The organism is Methylobacterium sp. C33D (genome assembly GCF_053345825.1).
The window spans coordinates 1-339 of sequence record NZ_JBKFAV010000156.1; the positions used below are offsets into that span (position 1 = coordinate 1).

A 339-nucleotide genomic window follows, 5' to 3' on the forward strand; every position below is an offset into this window, starting at 1 on the left:
GGGTTCGAGCCGCGCCGCCAGGACGACCGCGACGAGGAACAGCAGCCCTTCCGCGGCGAAGACCGCCGCGTAGGCCTGGACGGGTTCGGCGGTGACGAGCCGGACGGCGCCGACCGCCACGGCCCCGAGGAAGCCGCCGGCCCCGAAGGCGACGCCCTGCGCGGCGCCCCAGACGCCCATGCGGGTGCCGCGCTCCCGCGCGTCGCCGCGGCCGGCGTGCGCCATCATCGAGCCGATGGCGGCGACCGCGTAGGCGCCGTTGGCCACCCCGAGGGCGAAGACCGTCGCGCGCAGGGGGAAGTCCGACCCCGCCGACGCGCCGCTCGCCAGGGCGAAGAG

The 339-nt window shown here is 78.5% G+C and carries 1 protein-coding gene; it reads right to left on the reverse strand.

Annotation, left to right across the window (positions count from 1 at the left end):
• On the reverse strand, positions 1 to 339 hold a 339-nt coding region (locus ACLBXO_RS31835), incomplete at both ends, for a PucC family protein (RefSeq protein ID WP_447687928.1).